Annotated in this window: 13 protein-coding genes; 8 read left to right on the top strand and 5 right to left on the bottom strand. The window is 61.3% G+C overall.

Annotated features, from left to right (window positions below; all coding sequences use genetic code 11):
• Positions 1-112: 112 nt before the first annotated feature.
• Complete coding sequence (locus tag VKV28_14730; protein HLH78056.1) at positions 113-1,351, top strand: CoA transferase; 1,239 nt, start codon at positions 113-115, stop codon at positions 1,349-1,351.
• A 49-nt stretch (positions 1,352-1,400) separates the two neighbouring features.
• Here the strand turns inward: VKV28_14730 and VKV28_14725 are convergent, their stop codons facing one another.
• From VKV28_14725 to VKV28_14710, 4 genes are all read right to left on the bottom strand, one after another.
• Positions 1,401-1,760 (bottom strand): hypothetical protein, encoded by a 360-nt coding sequence (locus VKV28_14725; GenBank protein ID HLH78055.1) that lies wholly within the window; start codon positions 1,758-1,760, stop codon positions 1,401-1,403.
• A gap of 56 nt (positions 1,761-1,816) precedes the next feature.
• Positions 1,817-3,364, bottom strand: coding sequence for a carboxylesterase/lipase family protein (locus VKV28_14720; protein HLH78054.1), 1,548 nt, complete (start codon positions 3,362-3,364; stop codon positions 1,817-1,819).
• A gap of 189 nt (positions 3,365-3,553) precedes the next feature.
• Entirely contained in the window at positions 3,554-4,417 is an 864-nt protein-coding gene (locus VKV28_14715; protein ID HLH78053.1) for an NAD(P)-dependent oxidoreductase, read from the bottom strand.
• On the bottom strand, positions 4,414-5,661 hold the full coding sequence (locus VKV28_14710) for an aromatic ring-hydroxylating dioxygenase subunit alpha (GenBank protein ID HLH78052.1): 1,248 nt from the start codon (positions 5,659-5,661) through the stop codon (positions 4,414-4,416). Before VKV28_14710 ends, VKV28_14715 begins: the two co-directional genes overlap by 4 nt.
• A gap of 569 nt (positions 5,662-6,230) precedes the next feature.
• Here VKV28_14710 and dcm point away from each other — a divergent pair.
• The 3 genes from dcm (at position 6,231) to VKV28_14695 (ending at position 10,724) form a co-directional block, all read left to right on the top strand.
• Positions 6,231-7,418 carry a DNA (cytosine-5-)-methyltransferase gene (gene dcm, locus VKV28_14705; protein HLH78051.1) on the top strand — a complete coding sequence of 396 codons (1,188 nt, stop codon included), beginning with the start codon at positions 6,231-6,233 and terminating at the stop codon, positions 7,416-7,418.
• A 1,712-nt stretch (positions 7,419-9,130) separates the two neighbouring features.
• Positions 9,131-9,967, top strand: a complete 837-nt coding sequence (locus VKV28_14700; GenBank protein ID HLH78050.1) for a hypothetical protein — start codon at positions 9,131-9,133, stop codon at positions 9,965-9,967.
• A gap of 1 nt (position 9,968) precedes the next feature.
• Positions 9,969-10,724 carry a DUF6339 family protein gene (locus VKV28_14695; protein HLH78049.1) on the top strand — a complete coding sequence of 252 codons (756 nt, stop codon included), beginning with the start codon at positions 9,969-9,971 and terminating at the stop codon, positions 10,722-10,724.
• 737 nt (positions 10,725-11,461) lie between these two features.
• Here the strand turns inward: VKV28_14695 and VKV28_14690 are convergent.
• The gene (locus VKV28_14690) at positions 11,462-12,082 is read right to left on the bottom strand and encodes a hypothetical protein (GenBank protein ID HLH78048.1); all 621 of its coding nucleotides are present in this window, start codon (positions 12,080-12,082) and stop codon (positions 11,462-11,464) included.
• A gap of 305 nt (positions 12,083-12,387) precedes the next feature.
• Between VKV28_14690 and VKV28_14685 the strand changes: the two genes are divergently transcribed.
• The 4 genes from VKV28_14685 (at position 12,388) to VKV28_14670 (ending at position 16,663) form a co-directional block, all read left to right on the top strand.
• Positions 12,388-13,182, top strand: coding sequence for a fumarylacetoacetate hydrolase family protein (locus VKV28_14685; protein ID HLH78047.1), 795 nt, complete (start codon positions 12,388-12,390; stop codon positions 13,180-13,182).
• Positions 13,183-13,252: 70 nt separating this feature from the next.
• Positions 13,253-14,134 (top strand): alpha/beta hydrolase, encoded by an 882-nt coding sequence (locus VKV28_14680; GenBank protein HLH78046.1) that lies wholly within the window; start codon positions 13,253-13,255, stop codon positions 14,132-14,134.
• A gap of 41 nt (positions 14,135-14,175) precedes the next feature.
• Positions 14,176-15,411, top strand: a complete 1,236-nt coding sequence (locus VKV28_14675; GenBank protein ID HLH78045.1) for a Rieske 2Fe-2S domain-containing protein — start codon at positions 14,176-14,178, stop codon at positions 15,409-15,411.
• A gap of 37 nt (positions 15,412-15,448) precedes the next feature.
• Positions 15,449-16,663, top strand: coding sequence for a Gfo/Idh/MocA family oxidoreductase (locus VKV28_14670; GenBank protein ID HLH78044.1), 1,215 nt, complete (start codon positions 15,449-15,451; stop codon positions 16,661-16,663).
• The last annotated feature ends 5 nt before the right edge of the window (positions 16,664-16,668 follow it).

The raw sequence follows: 16,668 nt of genomic DNA, 5'->3' as shown, positions 1-16,668 counted from the left end.
TCCCGGCCTCAGATCATAACCTGCCGGCGCTGGCTCACAAGTGCCCCCCGGCTCGGCTACGGTAACAAATTGTACTGAATAAGTGGCGCCCCGGTCACCTGGGAGATGATTGATGAGTGATGCCAGCTTGGTTCCGCAGCCCTTCGGACCGCTCCAGGGCGTTCGCATCGTGTCCTCGGGCACGCTGATTGCCCAGCCCTTTGCCGCCGAGTTGGCCGCCGAAATGGGGGCGGAAGTAATCCAAGTGGAACGCCCGGGCACGGGCGACGTGGGCTGGCGCACCATCGGCATCCGCCTTTCCTCGCATGAGCAGGCGGCGGTATCGACCAGCTGGGTCCAGGAGCGGCGTAACATTTTTTGCATCAGCGCCGACCTATCCCAAGCCCGCGCCCGCGAGCTTTTTTTACGCTTACTGGCGCGCGCTGACATTTGGATGGAAAGCTCCAAGCCTGGCACGTATGCGGCCTGGAAGCTGGATGACGCCACCGTCTGGCAGATTAATCCCAAGCTGGTCATAACCCATGTCTCCGGATACGGCCAGACCGGCCACCCAGCATATATCCACCGCGCCTCCTACGACATCGTGGGGCAAGCCTTCGGGGGTATGATGTACCAAACCGGCTTTCCCGACCCTGCTCCCCCCACCCGCGCCGCGCCCTGGACCGCTGATTATATCACAGCGTTATTCGCCTTGTGGTCGACTTTGGCGGGCCTGACCTACGCCCGCAGCACCGGCCAGGGACAGGCTATCGATGTCGCCCAGTTCGAAGCCGTGCACAAGACCCTGGGCGGTACCATGGTCGAATATTTCCAGCGGGGACTGGTGCGCGAGCGCTCGGGCAACCGCGCCCAAGGCTTCCAACCGCTGGATAGCTTTGCCGCTAAGGACGGCTGGCTGGTGCTGGGCGCGCTATCTGCCGTTTACGATCGGCTGCTGAGCGTAATCGGGCTGGACCCCAGCGATCCGAAATGGCAGCGGGCACGCACCGACCTGGAATCGGTGGAAGGAATCGAGTTCGACGCCATACTGCGCGGCTTCATCAATGAACGTACGCTGGACGAGGTCGTCGCACTGATGAATGAGCATCAGATCCCGTGCTCGCGCGTGCTCTCCAGCGCCGATATGGCCGCCGACGCCCATTATCAGGCGCGCGGAGTGCATCAGCGCTGGGAAGACTTGCAGGTAGGTCCGGTAACCGGGGTGGGAATCGCGCCGCACTTCTCCCGCACTCCCGGTCAGATCTGGCGCGGATCTGTACCGGTGGGCCACGACAATGAGCTGATTTACGGCCGGACCCTAGGAGTCAGCGAGGCGGAATTGGCGGAGCTGCGCCGTCAAGGCGCCATCTAGTATAGCCACCGCAAGACACTAGATGCCGAGCTCTTGGCTGTGGCAGGCCCTAATTATTCCTAGCGGCCAGCTTGGTCTCGATCGCAACCAAACGCTCGCGAATGTTGAGCGCGTCATCCAGGCGTTGGCTTAGCGCGTCGATTCGCGGGTTAAGCTGAACCCAGGTGGCCTCCATCTCGGCGCGCACGGCACGCAATTCCGCCTGTAGCTCGTTACGCAGCGAAGCGAGATTCTCACCCAGCCGCTTGTCGAGCTGCTGCATCTCGCTGCGCAGACCTCGGACCTCGCCGGTGAGTTCTTCGAGCCGCGGCCCTAGAGTGCGCTCGATAAATCTTTCGATTGCTCCGCTGGCGCGGGCCGCGGTATCGCCTGCTCGTTTCAACGGCACCGGTTGGATCGCCTTGTCCACCGAACCATATTCAGCTTCGGCTTGAACTCAACTATGGTCCGGTTGTCGCGTATGCGCTAGCTGCGCTGGCCGAGTAGGGCGTCACTGACCGCGTCCCAGGCCGCGCGCTCTGGCTCCATCGGCGCCAGCGCCAGCTCGACTTGAGGACCCAGGATCATCGTGGCACGGCGTGCGCCGTCGTAAGCCGACCAGGTTCCGATCGCCTCGCAGCTTGGATCGCCGCGGCGCGCGAAGGCCAGCCAGCCGTCCTGGGTTTGTGCCGCCAACTTATCCACCGCCGCGCCCACGCCCAGGTAACGATCGCTGCCGGGCGCCCTTACGGCGCCGAACACGAAGGGGATCTCGATCGTATGGCAGGCGCCGAAACGCCCTCCGGCCGCGACCGACTTCCAGGTAAAGAGGTAGCTGAAGGCCCGCCCTTGCAGCTCGCTTTGCGCCTGGGCCAACCGGATAGCGGGGATTCGAAACCAGCGATCGGTACCAATCGCTGAGTAAAGCTCGAAGGATTCCACCGAATCGCCACGCTGGGCGCGCGCCGTGCGATATGTTTCAACCAGCGACTTTGCGATTGGGGCGGGAAAGGCCTTGCTCAGGCGGGCGGTCAGATCGTCTAGACTTTCGACTTTGACTTGATCGCGGCCTGCAAAGAACTTGATCTCTTCAAGCGTGGTACCAACCAGGGTAGCGACCGCGCGGGCTTCGCCCTTGGCCACGCTTTCGATTGGCGGGCGCGCCACCAGCTCGCCGTCGACCACGGGCGCGAACATCGAGCCACTCAGACCCAACTCGCGCGCCGCCATCAGTCCGCCCTGCGTCAGGCGCAGCAACTCCGCGGCCGGCACTTGGCGTAGATCCCGCGCTCGCGTCGCGGCCAATTTCGCCACCAACCACTCGCCCACGCGCGCCGCGCGCTCTGCGCTGACTACGGTATGGCAGGCACCGCTTTGCAAAATCGCCTTGTGGAAAAGGCCGCGCGCCGCCGGCATCGCCATCAGGGTGCCAATGCTCATCGCGCCCGCCGATTCACCGAACACCGTGACGTTGCCAGGATCACCGCCGAACTGCTCGATATTGTCGCGCACCCATTGCAAAGCTGCGATTTGGTCCAACAGCGCCTCGTTACCGGTGGCCGCAATTCGCCCCTCAGTGGCCTCGATCAGGCGCAAGAACCCAAGCGTTCCCAGCCGATAGGCGATCGTCACCACCACCACGTCGCCGCGCCGAGCCAGGTTCTCACCAGAGTAGAGCGGATTGGAGCTGGAGCCGCGCTCAAAACCGCCGCCATGGATCCAGACCATCACCGGACGGCGTGCGCGATCCAACCCTGGACTCCAGACGTTGAGATATAAGCAGTCCTCGCTCTGTGGACCGGGATGGTTCAAAACCAGGTCTACGTCGGGATCCACGCTGGTGCTATTCTGCGGCGCCACGGACGCAAAGTTGCGCGCCGATCTGATCCCACTCCAAGGCTGCGGCGGCTGCGGCGGCAGCCAGCGCAGACCGTCCACCGGAGGACGCGCGAACGGCACCCCTTTGAACAAAAAAAGTCCTTTCTGCTCCTCGCCCTCGAGCTTGCCACAACTAGTAGTGACGATCGTGTCCATGCACCGAACCTTACTCCGACCCGCGTCCGGGCGCCACGCACATTGTGCGCAATACCCAGCCCAAAGTCCCACGCGTGCGATGGGATTGGCCCCCAAGCCAAGCTTGATTGGTTCGAGGGGGAGGGGGGGCGCCCTTGGGGCGCCTCCCCTCCCTCGGCGTTGCGTTGGCTATTCTTTCGCTTCAGGGTTTCAGAATTTATCGTATAGGCGTTTCAAGGCGATTACGTCCTTGGCACCCAGCCCTGCCGCCATCGCATCGGCGTAGCGCGCGGCGATCGCCTCCACCAGCGGGGCTTGCAGCCCGGCGCCCAGACAGCGCTCGCGCACCAGGGCGAGATCCTTGGCGAACATTGATAAGGGGGAGCGCGGGCTGAGGTCGCCAGCAATGATCTTGTCGTAGCGACGGCCGATGGAGGGATGGTGAGCCGAGGAGGTCCCCAGAATCTCCAGCATCCGATCGATCCGCAGACCCATCGCTTCGCTCAGCGCTACACCTTCCATGAAGATCGCCAGCATCGAACCGAACATCATCTGAATAATCAGTTTCATGTCGTTGCCGGCGCCGGCCGCTCCGACGTGAAAAATCTCTCGCCCAAAACACTCCAGCAGCGGGCGGGCTCGTTCAAAGACTTCCGCCTCACCGCCGACCATCACGGTCAGCGTACCGGCCACAGCCCCTTCCACGCCGCCACTGATCGGAGCGTCCAGATGAGCGGCTCCCTTGGCTGCCAGTAGTTGGGCATGGCGGCGGCTCTGTTCGGCTGCCACCGTGCTGGTGGCCACTACCAACGCTCCCGGCGCGACCGCGGAAAGTATTCCGTCGGCTGCCGTCATGGTGGCTTCGACCTCGCTGGGGCCGGGCAAGCTGGTCAGGATAACCTCGACCTGGGCTGCAATCTGGGCCGGGCTATCAAGCACGCGAGCGCCCTGCTCGGCCAGCGCTGCGCCAGCTTCAGCTCGTATATCGCACACCCACAATTGATGGCCGCCTTTGATCAAATGGCCGGCCAGCGGGCCGCCCATCCGCCCCAACCCGATCACGCCGACTTTCAAAGCGCTCCCTCATGCTCCAACGGCGCATTTTGACTGGTCCCCATTAGCCTACGCCATTCCTGCCAGAACTGGCGCAAACGATTGTCATCGCCGCGCAAGCCTTCGCGGGCCGGTTCGCCGCGCGCGATCAAGCTGTGTTGCACGCCCAGCGCGTGAACGCCGCGCTGTTGAGCCTCCCAGGCGGCAATATCCTCGGGGAGATTTCCTCCGTCCGAGGACCAATAGAGTTGCCAATGGCGCTCACGGATGGAGCGAACTTCAGGTGAATCGTCAATCCGCCGGCAGGCGCGCAGCTCGATCAGGGTCTGCTCGGGGCCCAGCGCTATCTGGCGCTCGATCAAGGCAGTGGAGTAGCGCACCAAAAGCAGGGTATCGGGAAAAAGCACGACCACCAGCGCCGGTCGCTCCAGACTCATTCCAGGCAAGGGATGGCGCATGAAGGCCAGGGTCATTTCGGGATCGTCGCGGAGCACTTTGTCCACCGTCCCCCTGGCCAGCCCGCTGGCATAGTCCAAGCCCAATTCCTGCACCGAATGGCCGTGGTCTAGCACGCGGTAAGGTTTGGGCGGACTTACATCGAGCAAGCGGCGATGGAGCAGCGGCGCATGGTAACCGTCGCGGGAATTTTCCGGCTGCATTTTCCAATTGGCATTGACCACGCTGCGCCGCACCAAAAACACTTCGCTCTCGGGCGCGCCGAAGGGCATTTTCAATGACGCCGCCGCGCCTCCCAAGAAATCTTCTAGCGCGGGGGCCTCGGAATCAAAGCAGACGAACACTAGGCGATGACAGGCTTCGATGCGCACCGCCACCAGGCCGAAGCGCTCCATCGCCAGTCCGCCGGGATTGAAGCTGGTGCGATAGGCGGCGGCCTCGGGCACGCCAGTCAGCCGGCCGTTAAGGTCGTAGGACCACAGATGGTACAGGCAGGTGAAATTGCGGGTGTGTCCACGCTCTTCGCACACCACCTGCGCCGCGCGATGGCGGCAGGCGTTGTAATAGGCGCGCAGGTCTCCTGCGCCGTTGCGGCAAATGATAATGGCCTGACCCGCGGCGGTGGTGGTCAGAAAATCGCCAGGATTGGGAATCTCGCTTTCGTGACAGACGAAGTTCCAGCTCTTTAAGAAGATCCGCTCGCGTTCGGCCTCATATGTAGACCGGTCGAAATAGACCCGATTATCGACCAAGTACTCGTCGGGCAAATCGGGTTTGTTGGCGGCTATAATCAACGGCTTTTCCTCCATCCCTCATGCGCAAGCGACACACCAGCCCCATGGTGCAACGCGCAAGCGGCTCAATTCAAAACCACCGCGGCGCCAACCGTCAAGCGCGATGGGCGCTGCGAGGGGGGGCGGTATCTGGTAAAGATTCTCAAACCGACGAATTGGCTGGCTTTGCAGGCTTGAGAAATCTCAAGTTATTTGCTATTCCGCCACGCTATCTTGGGATTGCGGGCAGTGATGAAGGATGAAGATTGTGGCGGCGCCGATCCATCCGCATGACTTATGGAGGCAGGCGCATCGCCTGCCCACCAAGCTTTGGGTTGCTCAGAAGCTGGGCATCTCTACGGGGCATCTTTCTTCAATTTACAAGGGGGATTTTAGACCAAGCGAAAGGCTTGCGTGGCGGATGGCGGCGATCACGAGAGGGGCGCGCTCGACCAAGGAGATTCTGCGGTGGCACCGGACGCGCCGCCCCATTTGGGAGCGCGTCGGCGGCAATGGTAGCGCGTCCCAACTGAAGGCGCCGCGAGCAGGTTCCGACCGGCGTGGCGCCGGCCGCTGAGGCTGTCGCGCTGTTGGGGGAGCTCAAGGTGGGAGAGGAAAAAAGCGGCTGCGGCACTCCGAGGGTCAAGGTTGGCTGCCTGTTCGCGGCGATTGGAGGATTTTGTCGAGCCTTCGTGGAAGCCGGAGGCGCGGTAGCGTGGGCTAACGAGAAGGATCGCTTCGCGGCGAAGACGTTCGCGCTGAACTTCCCGGAGGTGCGGCTGATTCAAAAGCCGATAGAAGAGCTGTCGGTCGCGGGGGACGGGCTTGAACCCGTTGACGTGATGACAGCGGGTTTCCCTTGCCAGCCTTTTTCGGTTGCGGGCGAAAAACGTGGGTTCAAGGACGGGCGGGGGCTCTTGTTTCTCCACCTAATCAGGTTGATCAAAGAATTCGGCGCCGACAAGCCGCGGGTGCTGCTGCTGGAGAACGTCCGGCATTTTCGGACCCATGACCAGGGCCGAACATTTCAGCGCGTTCAAACCGAGATTCAGAAGGCGGGATACTGGTTTTCGGAGAGGGACGCGCGCGTGCTCAACACCGCTACGCATACGGAGATACCGCAGAACCGCGAAAGGATTTTCATGGTCGCGATGAGCAGCGGCCACTTCACAGCAAATACGTTCGCGTTTCCGGATCCGCTCCCGGCGGGATCGCTGCGGGCAGTCCGGGAGTTCCTCGATCTGAAAAGGAAGGCCGCCGCGCGTTACTATTTTAAGCCGGGGTCGCAGTATTATCCGCTTTTTGCCGAAGCGGTCAGAAAAGGCCGTCCTGATGCGGTCTACCAGCTCAGGCGAAACTATGTTCGGGAGAACATGTCGGGCCTTTGCTTTACGCTGATGGCCAACATGGGCGATGGAGGACATAATCATCCGGTTATCAAGGACCGATGGGGCATACGGAAGATGACGCCCCGAGAGTGCGCGCGGCTGCAGGGCTACGATGACTCTTGGTTTAAGCTTCCCGATGAGCGCTCCGTGTCGTGGTACCAGATCTCTAAGCAGATCGGAAATTCCGTGACCGTGCCCCTTGTCGCAAGAATCGCGCGGAACATAATCTTCGAACTTGAGAAAGCCAACGGCGGGGAGGTTAGCTCGAATGGCCAACGAGATCGAGTGGACTTTTCCGAAGAACGAGGGCGGAAGGGAGACGGGTTTTCACGACGCAGGCGTGGAAACATTCAAGGGAAATTTCGATCGCTATCTGGCGAGAGAGGTTATTCAGAACAGCCTTGACGCCAGAGATGATCAAAGGAAGCCCGTCCGCGTCGAGATAAAGCTGCGGAAGGCCAGGCGCGACGAGATCCCCGACATCGACGGTTTGCAGCGGACTTTCGCCCGATGCGCGGACTACTGGAAGAAAACGGACAAGCGGGCGAGCGAATTCTTTAAGCGCGCCGAACGGCTGGCCAAAGCCGACGAGATAGCGATGCTTCAACTCGGCGACTACAACACGACCGGAGTGATCGGCAGCGACTCGGACCGAGAAAAGAATTGGTACAGCTTGATCCGCTGCGCTGGGTCTTCACCAAAGAGCGGGGGCGAAGGCGGCTCCTTCGGGATTGGGAAAAACGCGCCATTCGCCGCCAGCCATATGCGCACTGTTTTGTATTCGACCTTCACACGGGACGGGGGGAGCGCATTCCAAGGAGTGGCTCTCCTGGTCTCGCACGCGCTGCCTGGCGACGGAACCGCGCAGCCGACAGGATTCTTGGGCCAGCAGGGTGGTGCGTCGGTCCGGATCGAGGACGCAATTCCGAAACCCTTCAGGAGACACGAACCTGGCACCGATATTTTTGTTCTGGGTTTTCCTGCCAGCGAAAGCTGGGAGGATGACTTGGTCTACTCGGTGTTGGAGAATTTCTGGTTGGCGATTCAATCGGGCGATCTCGTAGTTCAAGTCGGTCATATAGTTATCGACGCCGACAGCCTTGCCAAGCTCCTGGGGCAGTTCTCGGCAAAAGAGGACTTCACCGCGCACCTGTACTGCCGAGCTTTCACAAACCCCAGCATTCCGCCCATCAAGAAGAAACTGGACACGCTTGGCGATTGCGAAGTCTATCTTTTCGCGGGCCCGTCGGATGAGATGACAAAGCACGTCGCCATGTTTCGCAAGACTGGAATGAAGGTGTATGAGAAGCTTTTCCGTTCGATCGTTCCATTTTGCGGCGTTTTTATATGTCGTAGCGAGAACGGGAATGCGACGCTGCGCGAGATGGAGCCTCCGGGCCACGACAAGTGGGACCCCGATCTGCCGGAAAAGGGCGCGCATCGCGCTACGCAGGCGGAGCTCATCGAATTCATCAGATCTTGCATAAGGCAGTTGTGGCCGGTTGACGATAAGACGTCGCTCTCCATCCCGGGCCTGAGCAGGTATCTGCCGGACGATGAGGAAAGCCCTGAGGAGCCGCTGGATGGGTCGCGTTCGGACCAGAAAAAAGGCGAATCGCTGGACCGCGAAGTGCGCCCGGCCCAAATACCGACTCGACGGATCGAGCCTCGGAAGGAGATGCAGCCGGACTCCGCACGCCGAGGCGAGGGCGACGACGATACCGGTTTCGGCGGTCATGCGAACGATGGTGACGGCGGATCGGACGGAGGCGGCGTCGGGGAGAGTGCAAAGGGTCGAAGCGGCGCGGGAACAGGCGGAAAGCCGGCGGTTCCGATCTTCTACCGAACCTTCGTGGCGGACGACGCCGGCCAAGTTTATCGGGTTCGAATCAGGCCCGAAGCGCCGGGCGTCAAGCAGCTGAACGCGCAAATCTGGACCGTTGGCGACGACGGCAAGGTGCCTGCTGAAATTCTGACTGCGAAGAGCCAGGACGGAACCATGGTTCCAGTGACGGGAGGCGGGATAATCGGTCCGCTGAGCGTCGCGCAAAACGGACCTCTTTTGCTTGAGATTTCTTTGCGGGACCCGCTCCGCGTAGCGATGGAAATTACTGCGCATGAAGCTTAGCCGAAGATCTTACCCGCACCCGGTGTTAGGAAATCGCGACGACGTGCCCGGCGCCGCCTTCCAGCCAACGATCGAAGTGTCGGCTGATAAGCAGTTTGTGTACATCGACATCAGAATCCAGTGCAGCAGCGGCACAATCTTGGACTTGGTGAAAGCTGGGCGCGCCGCATACGTAGCGCATGTGGAATGTACGAATACTGTTTTTCGGCGCGCATACGAGTTCCGTGAAGAGCGAGAGAAAATAACGATCCCAACCGACCAGCTCAACGAAACCGTCGAGCTCAACGTCTTCGCGGTTTCCAAGGAGACAATTCGCGGCTACGCGATCGAGGCAGCTCACGAAGATTACAAGGGGGCAGCGTTCATCATCCGGCGGGCGGACATCCTAGCGATCGGCGAAACGAGGACTTTCCTTGTCGAGCCGCAGGAATCGCTCGGCAGAATCGGGACAATCATGCAGATCGACTGTTCAATCGAGGACGGCGATCAGCCGATGAAGCTGGATCTTCAGCAGCAAAAGATTCGCGTCGTGCTCTCGAAGCCAGACTTCGAGCAATACAAAATCCTTCGGAACAACGAGGCGCTCCTTGAAATAGTGAGCATGGCGATCGTGTTGCCCGCCCTGATCGCAGCGCTGAGTGAGATTCGCAGCGGATCCGGTGACGAGTTCGAGGGGCTGCGCTGGTACGAAGTATTGATCGCTAGGATGCACTCCTTGGGGCTTTCCAAAGACAGCGACCCCATCACCGCAGTTCAACGGCTGCTTGATCTGCCGATTCGCCGGACGCTGACGAGCGCCCACCGGTTCGCGGAGGCGGCTTCATAAAATGATCCACGCGCTGAACGTGCTCCGCGAGGCCTTTACAAACAAGCTGCGCGGGGCGATAGGCGCGAACGTCGCGCGATACCAGCAAGACAGGCCGTGGATCGCGGAGTTTGCCTCAGGGCCCAAATGGGAGCTTCAGACGGATCTCGTTCCTGCGGAGCCGCTCCAACTTCTGCTGCCGGACGGCGACGACCTCAAGGATTTCGAGAACGCCGTAAGCATCCATAGGTCGCTTCCCAATCTAAGTCCTCGCGTGGCTCGAGATCCTCGTTTGTGGGCGCGCCTTACTCATGTGGAGCTGTGGGTCTATATGAGAAAGCGCTGGCCCGTCGAACGATATTTGGCCGACAGGAGCAGAGCCGAGCGATTCATTTTGGAGCGATATTTTGTTGCGAGAAATGAAAGTCGTGCGCTGCTTCGGAACGGAGCGGCTCGTCTGTGGTGGTGTGCAAAACTTTCGCACGACCCGGTCCGCTCCGATCCTTATGAGCTAACGAGAATTCTGCTTTCAAAACTGGACATCACTCAAAATCTTCTTGAGAACAGCATCGGCCGCGCGCCTGCCGTAGTACATGGATTTCTCGAGTTTTTAAGGGAGAACCCGAAGCTGCTGGCCGGCGGCGACGAAAACCGCAGGAAAATTCGGGGTCTCGTGAGGTTTCTAAATCTCACCGGGGGGGTTCGCGTGCTCGACTGCCTATCCAAGGAGGAGGTAATCGCGACGTTACGCGACGAGGCGCCTCGGCTTGCGGCTTGAAGCAATGACCGATGTCTTTTCGCCGGACCAGCGGTCGCGCATTATGGCGCGGATCCGCTCGGCTGGCAACAGAAGCACCGAACTGCGATTCGCGATCCTGCTGCGAGAGTGCGGAATCCGCGGCTGGCGCCGAGGCAGCAAGCTGCCCGGACGCCCGGACTTCGTGTTTCGAAAGGAGCGGTTAGCAGTTTTTATCGATGGAGACTTCTGGCATGGAAATCCGAAGCGGTTCCGCATTCCGAAGTCAAACCTTAGCTACTGGCGGCCGAAGATTGAGGGCAACCGGCGGCGCGACAGGGCCGTCAATCGAATGCTCCGCGCGCAAGGCTGGGCAGTAGTGCGGTTTTGGGAGTCTTCCCTTCGGAACCCCGGCCGTGTAACGGCGAGACTCAGAAAGCTGCTTGATGCCGAGAGATCGATGAAGAGCAGCCGGGGCCACGCTGATCGCTCCTGATGAGACCCGCAGGCACGCGCGCGTCGGGGCTGGCGCGGCGTGCTAGCGGAGCGCACGCCACCTATGAGAGCGGCGCGAAGCGGAGACGCAGGGGGAATGGGCGGGGCTGGATGATGAGCGCGAGCGGCGCAGCCTGCGGAGCCCGAGTGGGCGTCTCACAGCGGAGTGGCCGCGGTGAACTCTAGGCTGATTCGACCGTGGCGGACCTGTCGCTGACAGTTAAAGATGTCCGGGTCATAAACAATTAGAGATGTCCGCATAGGTGGTTTGAAAGAGGGCATGGTCAAAGGACCTCCGGGATAGGGTTTGAGGGGAGCTCAAGAATTTTTCCGTCCGCGCTCTGATTGGAGAATGGAGTGCGGGCGGAAAAATGTTGGTTTTGGAATCGCTCAGGCAAGGGCGCTGCAGCGTCGCCGGCCGGCCAGTATTGGCCGGCCCAGCGCTGCGCCCTTGCGGGGCGCACCTTATTGGGTTGAGCTGGGAGCGGTGCGCCCAGGGAATCGTAACGAGCCAGCAAGCGGCCCTGATAGCCGACCCCCAAGGTGCCATTGGTGAACTGGTGGACGATGACGGGGCAGCGCACGAAATGGGGTCGCTGGCGGGTGGTGGGCAGCTGCAGGATGAGGTTGTTGAAGGTCACGGTATTGTCGTTACGGACGATCCGGCGATAGTGGCTGGAGAGCAGCAGGTCCAGCTCCAGGCCGGGCAGCTTGGTAAAGGCGCTTTCCTTTTGCGCTGGTTTGACGGCGAAGCGGCGATTGAAGTCGGGGATAAAGACCTCTTCCAGATATTGGTTGGCCTGCGCATAATCGGCAATCAAACCGCCGCCTGTATCCACTGCAGCTCCCCGGCGATCGCCTTCGTGATCACCTCCCGCCGCGTCATTGCCCGCGCCTCTCGCCATACTCGCCGCTCGGTGTCTTCCACCGCTCGGCTCTATCCCACTCCCCGGACCTCTTTAAATGTTTATGCCCCGGACATTTCCTATGTTTGTGACAAAACCGACGAATTGGCTGCGAGCAAACCCTCTTACCTGCTAACGTAGAGTGCGCCACAGCGGGCGCACCGCGCTAAACCCAATTTGACGGCGCGCGCGGGCTTTTGTTACAACACAGCGTGTAGTTTTGAGTTGCGACTGCGCACCACGATGGGAGGTGGAGGATCCGTTCGCCCGCTGGTTGAAGTGGTAGTGCAGCGTTTCTTGAGCCAATGACCGCAGACACCAAAGCCATTTCCCATGCCGCCGAGCTGATTTATCAGGCCCGGCGCGCGGCAACCCCCTGCGCACCGGTACGCGATTTACTGCCCGCAGGGGACCTCGCCGCCGCCTACGCCGTACAGGAAACCAATACCAAACGCTGGCTGGGCGAGGGGCGGCTGTTGTCGGGGCGGAAAATCGGGCTTACCTCGCAGGCGGTGCAGCGCCAGTTCGACGTCAACCAGCCCGACTACGGCATGCTGTTCGCCGACATGGCGGTGCCCGCCGGTAGCGAAGTTGCACGCGGCCGGCTGATCCAGCCCAAAGTCGAGGCCGAGGTGGCGCTGGTGATGGAGCGTGCCCTGCCCGGGCCGCGGATCACGCTGGCGGACGTAATCGGCGCGGTTGGTTACGCGGTATGCGCGATCGAGATTGTCGATAGCGCCATCGCCGGCTGGAACATCAAGCTGGTCGATACCATCGCGGACAACGCCTCCTCGGGGCTCTACGTCCTGGGCACCCGGCCGCGGCGGCTGGAAGGGCTGGATTTGCGCCTGTGTGGGATGTTGATGCAGGTCGGCGGTCAGACCGCTTCGCTGGGCGTGGGCGCCGCTTGCTTGGGCCATCCGCTCAATGCGGTGCTCTGGCTGGCGCAGACCATGGCTCAATTGAGCCGCCCGCTGGAGGCTGGTGACACGGTGCTATCGGGGGCCCTGGGTCCAATGGCGGCCGTGCGCTGGGGTGAGGCGGTCAAGGTCGAAATCGCGGGGTTAGATTGCGTCGAGGTTGCCTTCGCCAAGGAATAGCCGCAGGACTGATCCTGGCGCAAGGCCGAAAATAGCGCACCGGAAAGCCGGCCGCAGGGAGAACAAGTTAATGGCTGATCGCGTGCTGCGCTCGCGTTTTGTCAATGCCAACGGGGTCAAGACCCATTACACCGAGGTCGGTGACGACGGGCCCACCCTGGTGGCGATTCATGGCGGCGGCCATGGCTCCTCGGGCAAGGCCGGGATGGGCGAGTTGATCGCGGCCCTGGCGCCACTGCGCTGCGTGGCGCCCGATTCGGTGGGCGGGTATGGCATGACCGATCCTTATGCGCCAACCCCCCACGGGTTGCTCGATCGGGTCGCGCATCTGCGAGATTTTGTCGATACCTTGTGCCTGGATCGCTTCGCCTTGCTGGGCAATTCCCAAGGTGCCTGGGTCGCGGCCCAGTATGCGTTGCACCATCCCGAACGCGTCTCCCATCTGATTCTCATCGGCTCGCTGACCATCGGCCAGTCGATGGGACTCAAGCAGGAGCCCACTGCGGCAATGAAGGCCCTGCAGAGCTACGACGGGACGCGCGCGGCAATGAAGAAACTCCTGGAGGGCTTGGTCAATGACTCCAGCAAAATAACCGACGAGGTGGTAGATCAACGCCAAGCCGCCGCCACACGCCCGGGTGCGATGGCCGCGATGGCGGCTTTTACCAAGGCGACGGAAGCGCTGCGCCGCGACCCGGTTTTGTCTCTGCAAATGGACATGCGGGCCACCCTGCCGGTGCTGACCGCACACATCCCGACCATTTTCATCTGGGGCCAGGACGACCATTTCGCCTTGCCACAGACCGGCCGGGCACTGGAGCCGATGCTGCCCCAGGTCAAGTTCCATTGGATCGCCGGCGCGGGTCATCAGGTTCAGAACGACAAGCCCGAGGTGGTAGCAGCAATTGCCCTGGAATTCCTGCGTGGGAGTACCCGTCAGGGCGCGGCTTGATTGCGGATTTGTCACGTTAACCAGAAACTGGGTAAAGGCCTATGCTCTCACCCGAAGAAAACGAACGACTGACCAGAGTTGGACCCGGCACGCCGTGTGGCGCATTACTGCGCCGCTACTGGCAGCCGTTGTGTCCGGCCGCCGAGTTGACCATCGAGCAGCCCAAAAAACGCATCCGCATCATGGGCGAGGACTTGGTGGTGTTTCGCACCGACAGCGGACGCTTCGGCTGCGTCGAAGAGCATTGCCCCCATCGCGGGGTCTCGCTATATCACGGCTTTATCGAGGGCGAGGAGCTGCGCTGCTGCTATCACGGCTGGAAATACGATCTAGCCGGGCGCTGCACTGAACAGCCCTTCGAGCCGCAGCGTGAGGGGCTGAAGGACCGCATCCGGCTGCGAGCTTACCCCGTGGTCAAGCTGGCCGGCCTGCTGTTCACCTATATGGGGCCGGACCCGACGCGCGCCCCGCTGTTACCGCGCTGGGATGTACTGGTGCGCACCGACGGCCGGCGGCTGATCCATCTGATGCCGGTTCATCGCTGCAACTGGCTACAATGCCAGGAAAATACTGTCGACACGGTTCACACCTTCTACCTGCACGGTCAAATGTCGGTGGTCAAGAATCTGCCGATTCAGGGCGACGCGGGCTATTATCGGCGACCAATTGAAAAATACGACTGGGAAATCTGCCGTTGGGGCGTGGAAAAGCTGCTGGTCTATAAGGGCGACCCCGAGAAGGGCATTGCCAGCGAAGTCGAAATCCGCCCGCCGCTGATTTTCCCCAACATCTTGCGCATTCCGCAAGGTCCGGTCGAAGCCCTCCATTGGCGAGTACCAATCGACGACTACAGCACGCGGATCGTATGGATCGGCTTCGTTGCCTCCCCTCCCGACGGAGTCAGGATGAGCGAAGATGAAGATCCGCCTTTCCAGTATCTGAGCGAAATGATGACGCCCGAAGGGGAACATGATTTACGCTCGTTTTACAGCCAGGATCGAATGGCGTGGGAGAGCCAGGGCACGATTTACGATCGCTCGCACGAGCATCTGGGCGCCTCGGACCGTGGGATTGTGATGTATCGCCGGATGCTGGCCGAGCAAATCGCCCGGGTCGAGCGTGGCGAAGAACCCACCGTCGCGGTGGTGCGCGATGCGGCGGAAAACCAGATGATCAGTTTTCCCAGCGCCACCCGCCCGTGGGGCAGCGAAGTGCTGAGCTTCTTTGGCACCCAGGAGGCGACCGCCGCGGCCTTCAGGGGCGGCTCCGCCAAGTAAGAGCGGTCGGCGGTGGCCGAATTGCCAAGAGGTTGACATGGCTGCACTGCGACTGGGGATTGTCGGAGTGGGCATCGGCGCACTGCAAACCGTGCCCCATCTAAAACGGGTGGCGGCGCAGGTCGAGCTGACCGCCATCGCCGACGTCCGGCGCGACAACCTGGAGTACTTCGCGGCCCAGTACGGCAAGCCGCTTTCAATGTACGACGATGCCGCCCAACTGTTCGCCAGCCCACAGGTCGATGGGGTCTGGATCGCTTCCCCCAATCGCTTCCACGCCGAGCACGTAATCGCGGCCGCCAACGCGGGCAAACATGTCATCTGTGAAAAGCCCATGGCAATCACCTTGGAGCAATGCGCCGCGATGGTAGAGGCGGTCGAGCGCAACGGGGTTAAATATGTCCAAGGTCATTCCAAGGTCTATGACGCCCCCATCCAGGCCATCGGCGCGGTGCTCGCTAGCGGCGAGTTAGGACGGCTGATTCACATCCAAACTTGGAACTGGAACGACTGGCTTATCCGCTCCATTGTCGCCGACGAAGTCGACACCAGCCAGGGCACCGGGGTAGTCTTCCGGCAAGGGCCTCATCAGCTCGATACGCTGCGCTATTTGGCGGGGGCCAAAGCACGCAGCGTCAAAGCGATCACTGGCCGCTGGGATCCGCATTATCCCAAAGGCGAGGGCAATTACACCGCCTTTTTGGATTTCGACAACGGAGTCGCGGCAACCGCCGTCTTCGACGGCTATGGTTATTTCGACATAACTGAATTGACCTGGGGAATTGGCGAGTCGGGCAAACGCCATCGCAATTACGACTCGATCCTGCCTCGCGAGCGCCCTCCCGGGCCGGTCAGCGAGGCCGACAAGTACGCCAAGGTGCGCGCCGGCAATCCCTATGGTTACGGACGCGGCGCGGGCCCTATTCCCGACGCGCCTCAGCAACAGCCCTTCTTCGGGCTCACGCTGGCAACCTGCGAGCGGGGCGTGATCCGGCAATCGCCCGAAGGACTGTATGTGTACGGCAGCGAAGGTCGGCGCGAGATAAAGTGCCCGCCCAGCCGGGGACGTGCCGCTGAATTGCTGGAGCTTTATGGCGCGGTCAAGGAAAAGCGCCCGCCCCTGTTGGATGCGCGCTGGGGCATGGCTACCACGGAGATCTGTCTTGCGATCCTGCAGTCCAGTCGTGAGCGTAGGGAGATCGGTTTGTCGCATCAGAGCGAACCGCCGTCGCAGCACGCGCTTGCGCGCTGAATTTG

It is taken from the genome of Candidatus Binataceae bacterium (genome assembly GCA_035294265.1).
Taxonomy (GTDB): domain Bacteria; phylum Desulfobacterota; class Binatia; order Binatales; family Binataceae; genus DATGLK01.
The sequence above is the reverse complement of the archived record's forward strand: the minus strand, read 5'-3'. Positions and strand labels throughout refer to the sequence as shown.